This is a genomic window from Streptomyces sp. NPDC057474 (assembly GCF_042802555.1).
Classification (GTDB): Bacteria; Actinomycetota; Actinomycetes; order Streptomycetales; family Streptomycetaceae; genus Streptomyces.
In genome coordinates, this window is sequence record NZ_JBHVDX010000032.1 from 40532 (window position 1) to 46678 (window position 6147).

Here is a 6147-nt window from a genome sequence, read left to right on the forward strand (position 1 = left end):
AACAGCGTGCCGACCAAGAAGAAGCCCCAGGCGTCCGACACCGCGCCCGCCCGTCGTAGTGAACTCCTCGCCAAAGCCGCCAACATCTTCGCCGATCTGGGCTACAACGCCACCACCGTACGCAGGATCGCGGACGACATGGGCATGCTCGCGGGCAGCCTCTATTACTACTTCGAGTCCAAGGACGCGATGCTCGAGGAGATTTTGCGGACCTTCCTCGACGAACTCTGGGACGGCTACGACGCCGTCCTGGACGCCGAACTGCGCCCCCGGGAAACCTTCGAGGCATTGGTCGTCGAGTCGTTCCGGGCGATCGACCGGCACCGCGCCGCCGTCTCGATCTACCAGAACGAAGCCAAGCAGCTGGTCGCGCAGGACCGGTTCCTGTTCCTCGACGCGTCGCAGCGCAAGTTCGAGAAGGCATGGCTGGCCACGCTGGAGCGCGGGGTCGCCGCCGAGGAGTTCCGGGCCGACCTCGACACGAGGGTCACCTACCGGTTCGTGCGCGACACCGTCTGGGTCGCCGCCTCCTGGTACCGGCCGAGCGGACAGTACAGCCCGGAGGAGATCGCCCGGCAGTACCTGTCGATGGTCCTCGACGGGATCGCCGTACGTGAATAACCGTTGACGTCAGGGGAGTTGCCATGACCGAGGCCTACATCGTCGAAGCGGTCCGGACGCCCGTCGGGCGGCGCGGGGGAGGGCTCGGCCAGGTCCATCCGGCCGACCTCGGCGCCCACGCCCTCAAAGCGCTCGTCGCACGCGCGGGCGTGGACCCGGCCGCCGTGGAGGACGTCGTCTTCGGCTGCCTGGACACCGTCGGACCGCAGGCCGGTGACATCGCGCGGACCAGCTGGCTGGCCGCCGGGCTGCCCGAGGAAGTACCGGGCACGACCGTCGACCGGCAGTGCGGCTCCTCGCAGCAGGCCGTGCACTTCGCCGCCCAGGCCGTGCTCTCCGGCACCCAGGACCTGGTGGTCGCGGGCGGTGTCCAGAACATGACGATGATCCCCATCGCCTTCGCCTCCCGCCAGGCCGCCGTACCCCTCGGGCTCACGGACGGGCCCTTCGCGGGCAGCGAGGGGTGGCGGGCACGGTACGGGGACCGGCCGGTGAACCAGTTCGCCGGCGCCGAGATGATCGCCGCCAAGTGGGGTATCAGCCGCCGTGACCAGGAGGAGTACGCGCTGCGCTCCCATCAGCGGGCGGTACGGGCCGTCGACGAGGGCCGCTTCGCGCGCGAGACCGTGCCGTACGGGGACGTGACCGTCGACGAGGGGCCGCGCCGGGACACCTCCCTGGAGAAGATGGCCGCCCTGAAGCCGGTCATCGACGGCGGCACCGTCACGGCCGCCTGCTCCTCCCAGGTCTCCGACGGTGCCGCCGCGCTGCTCCTCGCCTCCGAACGCGCCGTACGGGAGCACGGGCTGACCCCGCGCGCCCGCGTGCACCACCTCTCCGTACGCGGCGAGGACCCCATCCGCATGCTCACCGCCCCGATACCGGCGACCGCGTACGCCCTGAAGAAGACCGGCCTCACCCTCGACGCCATCGACCTCGTCGAGATCAACGAGGCCTTCGCGCCGGTCGTGCTGGCCTGGCTGAAGGAGACGGGCGCCGATCCGGAGAGGGTCAACGTCAACGGCGGCGCGATCGCCCTCGGCCACCCCCTGGGCGCGACCGGCGCCAAGCTCATGACGACCCTTCTGCACGAACTGGAGCGCACGGGCGGCCGGTACGGGCTGCAGACGATGTGCGAGGGGGGCGGGCAGGCGAACGTGACGATCATCGAGCGGCTGTGACGGCCACCGAACGGCGGTGAGGGGCAGCGGGCGGCCGTGGGCCGCTCCGGTCACCGAGTGGCGCCGAGGCGTCCCAAGGACGCCCGCACCTCCTCCGCCTCCTCCATGATCCGTTCCACCAGTTCCGCGCACGACGGCAGGTCGTCGATCACCCCGGCGACCTGCCCGGCCGCCATCACCCCCAGGTCCGTACGGCCGTCCACCATCGCGGACCTGAGCAGCATGGGCGTGTTGGCGGCGAGCAGGACCTGGCTCCAGGTGAGGTCCTTGCCGTGCCGCAGCGCGAGGCCGTCCCGCACCATGCGGCGCCAGGTGACCCCGGACAGCCGCCGGAAGCCGGCCGCGTGGCGCACGGCGTGCACCAGGGCGCGCGTACGGCCGGACGCCTCCAGCGTGTTCACGAACTCCGTGCGGAGCATCCGGTGCGGCAACCCGTCCACGGCCCTCGTGACGGTGACGTCCTTGACCGTCGCTGCCAGATAGCGGGCCTTCACCGCGTCGGGCACCGTCGACTCCGAGGTGAGCAGGAACCGGGTGCCCATCGCCATCCCGGCCGCCCCGAGCGCCAGCGCGGCCACCAGACCGCGCCCGTCGTGGAAGCCGCCGGCGGCGACGACGGGGATGCCGACGGCGTCCACGACCTGCGGCAGCAGTACGGTCGTCGCCACTTCCCCGGTGTGCCCGCCGCCCTCGCCGCCCTGGACGACGACCGCGTCCGCACCCCACGCCGCCACCTTCTCGGCATGCCGCCGGGCGCCGACGGACGGGATCACGACCACACCCGCGTCCTTGAGCTCGGCGATCAGCTCCCTGGACGGCGCGAGCGCGAACGACGCCACCCGGACGCCCTCCTCGACGATGATCCGCACCCGCTCCCGCGCGTCCCCCGCGTCGGCCCGCAGATTCACCCCGAAGGGCGCGCCGTCCGTGCGGGACTTCACCTCCCGTACGGCGTCCCGGAGTTGCGCGGGCGTCATCGTCGCGGAGGCAAGGATGCCGAGCGCTCCCGCGTTCGCCGTGGCGGAGACCAGCCGGGGGCCGGCGACCCAGCCCATACCGGTCTGCACGATCGGACGGCGGACGCCGACGAGCCGGGTGAGAGCCGTCTCCATCAGTCACCTCTCCTGAGTCGGTCGCGTCTCCCGGGCCGGCTGCTTCTTCTCCTCAGCCGCCGACCTCGCGTGCGCGGGTGTTCTCCGGGTCGATCACCTCGCGGATCAGCCTCAGTTCGGCCTCGGTCGGTTCGCGCGTGTACGGCACCTCGGCCGGGACGGCGAGTGCGAAACCCGTCGCCTCTTCGACCTGCTCGACCGTGACGCCCGGGTGCAGTGAGGCCAGCCGCATCGCGTGGTCGGGGGTCGCGAAGTCGAAGACCCCGAGGTCGGACACGACACGCGGAAGGTGGTGGAAGCGGGCGGTCACGGGATGTTCGGCCGCACGGTCGTGGCCGACCCCGCACACCATGTCGACCTTCTCGACGAAGACCCGCCGGGAGTGCCTGGGGATCCAGTAACTGGTCGGGTTGTTCAGGGTGTTGACCGGTGCGCCCCGCACCCCGAGCAGCTGTCGCTTCGGCTTCGCCCAGTCGCCGACGCACGAGATGTTCTGGTTGCCGTACCGGTCGATCTGGCTCGCGCCCATCATCACGTGCCGTCGGCCGCCGGTGACCAGCGCCAGGTGCCGCCGGTAGGGCAGCCACCCCTCGACGGTGCCGTCGAGGCCGACGAGCAGCGCCTCGCCGTCGGTCAGCAGCAGCTCCGGCGAGAAGGTCCGCTTGGCGAGGCGCGCGCCCAGGGACGGGACGAGGCCCATGGGGCTGGCGAGGATCTCCCCGGCCCCGCGCCAGGCCTCGGCGCAGGCGATCACGCAGTACTCGGCGCGGGTCGCTCCGCTCATGAGCCCTCCTTGTGCCATGCCCGCACGGCCGACTGGTACGCCTGCTCGTCACCCGTCAGGAACCGCTCGGCGAAGTCCTCCCAGGGCGTGCTCGCGTACGCCTTCTGAAAGGCCTCGTCCCGGCCGTGGTCGGGGGCGCAGGAGGTGAAGTGCGCGCCGTTCGGGGCTTCGATCACGCCGGTGACCACATGGCGGCTGACCAGCAACGACTGGGGCGGGGCCTCCTTCGCCAACTCGGCCGTGTCCACGAGCCGTTCGCACGAGACGTACGCCGTGTCGGCCGCCTCGCAGAACAGGTCGTCGAAGTACGGGTCCGGACCCAGATACTGGCCGTTGCCCTGCCGGTCGGCCCGGTTGACGTGCACGAACGCGGCGTCCAGGCGCAGCGCGGGCATGGCGACGAAGGTCTCCCCGTCGTCGTACGGCGACGTCACGGTCCGCAGACCGGGATTGACCCGCATCACGTCCGAGCCGATGCCCGCCCGTACCGGCAGGAAGGGCAGCCGGTTCGCGGCGGCCCGCAGCCCCCACATGAACATCGCCTCGTCGACCTCCGTCAACTCGAACGTGCCCCGCTCGCGCGCTGCGCGGAAGTGCGGTTCGAGGGGGATGGAGTCGAGGGTGGCGAAGGCGGCGACCAGTTTCCGGACGCGTCCGGCGGCGGCGAGCATGCCGACGTCCGGGCCGCCGTACGAGACGACCGTGAGATCGGTGATCCCGGACCGGAGCAGTGCTCTCACCAGAGCCATCGGCTTGCGGCGCGAGCCCCAGCCGCCGATGCCGAGGGTCATCCCGCTCGCCAGCCGCGAGACGGCCTCGTCGGCGGTCATCGTCTTGTCACTCACCCAAGTCCCCCTCTTTCATGGCGTTCCCCGTGGCCGGCCCTGAGTTCCCTGAGTTCCCTGAGTTCCCGGCCGCCCCGGTCGTCCCGGCCTTCCCGAAGGTGTCGCGAACCTCGTCGGCGACACCGCTGAGGTTCGCCTCGAAGGTGAAGCCCTGCTCGAAGCGGTAGCTGCGGCGGACGTCGACGGGGTCGATGCCGTTGATGGCGGCCTTGGCCAGCCGGAGCAGCCGGCCGTCCTTCGCGGCGATCTCCCGCGCCAACTCCAGGGCGGCGACGCGCAGTTCGGGACGTGGTACGACCCGCCACACCGAGCCGTGCGCCCGTAGCTCGGCGGCGGTCGCCGTACGCGAGGTGTAGTACAGCGCGCGCATCAGGTGCTGGGGCACCAGCCGGGCCAGATGCGTCGCCGCGCCCAGCGCGCCCCGGTCCAGCTCCGGCAGCCCGAACGTCGCGTCCTCGCTCGCCACGATCGCGTCCGCGTTGCCCACCAGCCCGATCCCGCCGCCCAGGCAGAACCCCTGCACGGCGGCGATCACCGGCACCTCGCACTCGTACACGGCGGCGAAGGCCTCCGCGCAGCCGTGGTTGGCATCGATCAACGCGCTCTGTCCCCCCGCCTGGATCTCCTTGATGTCGACCCCGGCGTTGAACCCGCGCCCCTCCGCCGCCAGGACGACACACCGGACCTCGGGATCACGGCCCGCGCCGCGCACGGCCTCGGCCAGCTCGAACCACCCGCGCACCGGCAGCGCGTTCACCGGCGGGAAATCGATCGTGACGACGGAAATCCCCTTTTCCGGGGACGAGGTGGAGACACTCATCGGCGCATCAGCTACCTTCCACCTAACGTTTGTTAGGTACGTCTCTGGGTGGAAGGTAGCAGCGGATGCGGCTCAACGGGAAGCTCGCCGTCGTCACCGGCGGCACACGCGGCGTCGGCGCAGGCATCGCCCGAGCCTTAGCCGAAGCCGGCGCCGAGGTCGTGACCTGTGCCCGCCGCCCGCCCGAAGTGCCGCTCAAGGGCGCCGAGTTCATGCCGCTGGATGTCCGGGATCCCGATGCCGTGCACCGCTTCTTCGCCGAACTGCCCCGCGTGGACGTCCTCGTCAACAACGTCGGCGGTACCCCCTACCGCCCGCTCACCGAGTCCGACGCCCGCCGTCACGCCCGCGTCATCGAACTCAACCTCACCGCCCCGCTGACCGTCTCCCTCGCCGCCCACGAACACCTCCGGCGGGCCGGGGGCGCGATCGTGATGATCGGCAGCGTGAGCGGCAGCCGCCCGTCGCCCGGCTCGGCGGCGTACGGCGCGGCCAAGGCCGGCCTGGAGCACCTGGCGCGCTCGATGGCCGTGGAGTGGGCCCCGGAGATACGGGTCAACACCCTCGTCCTCGGCATGGTCCGCACGGAACTCTCCCACCTCCACTACGGCGATGAGCACGGCATCGCCGCCGTGGCCCGCACCGTCCCGCTCGGCCGCCTCGCCGCCCCTTCCGACATCGGCGACGCGGCTGTCTTCCTCGCCTCCGACGCGGCCGCCTACATCACCGGCGCCTCTCTCCTCGTCCACGGCGGCGGCGAACGCCCCGCCTTCCTCGACGCGTC

7 protein-coding genes are annotated in these 6147 nt (G+C 71.6%); 3 read left to right on the forward strand and 4 right to left on the reverse strand.

Translation table 11 applies throughout. The annotated features are described in order from the left end of the window. The first annotated feature begins 6 nt into the window (after positions 1-6). Both ACFU53_RS12355 and ACFU53_RS12360 read left to right on the forward strand, forming a co-directional pair. Positions 7-621 carry a TetR/AcrR family transcriptional regulator gene (locus ACFU53_RS12355; protein WP_383989740.1) on the forward strand — a complete coding sequence of 205 codons (615 nt, stop codon included), beginning with the start codon at positions 7-9 and terminating at the stop codon, positions 619-621. Between the two features lie 23 nt (positions 622-644). Next, the gene (locus ACFU53_RS12360; RefSeq protein WP_383989743.1) at positions 645-1802 is read left to right on the forward strand and encodes an acetyl-CoA C-acetyltransferase; all 1158 of its coding nucleotides are present in this window, start codon (positions 645-647) and stop codon (positions 1800-1802) included. A 50-nt stretch (positions 1803-1852) separates the two neighbouring features. Here ACFU53_RS12360 and ACFU53_RS12365 read toward each other — a convergent pair whose 3' ends face one another. From ACFU53_RS12365 to ACFU53_RS12380, 4 genes are read right to left on the reverse strand one after another with little or no spacing between them, the layout of a single operon-like run. Next, complete coding sequence (locus ACFU53_RS12365) at positions 1853-2914, reverse strand: NAD(P)H-dependent flavin oxidoreductase (protein WP_383989746.1); 1062 nt, start codon at positions 2912-2914, stop codon at positions 1853-1855. Between the two features lie 52 nt (positions 2915-2966). Then, positions 2967-3716 carry a CoA-transferase subunit beta gene (locus ACFU53_RS12370; RefSeq protein ID WP_383989750.1) on the reverse strand — a complete coding sequence of 250 codons (750 nt, stop codon included), beginning with the start codon at positions 3714-3716 and terminating at the stop codon, positions 2967-2969. Beyond that, positions 3695-4543 carry a CoA transferase subunit A gene (locus ACFU53_RS12375; RefSeq protein ID WP_383989753.1) on the reverse strand — a complete coding sequence of 283 codons (849 nt, stop codon included), beginning with the start codon at positions 4541-4543 and terminating at the stop codon, positions 3695-3697. Before ACFU53_RS12375 ends, ACFU53_RS12370 begins: the two co-directional genes overlap by 22 nt. After that, positions 4536-5363: an enoyl-CoA hydratase family protein gene (locus ACFU53_RS12380; protein WP_383989756.1), complete on the reverse strand. Its 828-nt coding sequence runs from the start codon at positions 5361-5363 to the stop codon at positions 4536-4538. Before ACFU53_RS12380 ends, ACFU53_RS12375 begins: the two co-directional genes overlap by 8 nt. Before the next feature lie 65 nt (positions 5364-5428). Between ACFU53_RS12380 and ACFU53_RS12385 the strand changes: the two genes are divergently transcribed. Then, positions 5429-6147, forward strand: a 719-nt coding sequence (locus tag ACFU53_RS12385; protein ID WP_383989759.1) for an SDR family oxidoreductase, incomplete at its 3' end; no start/stop codon positions are given.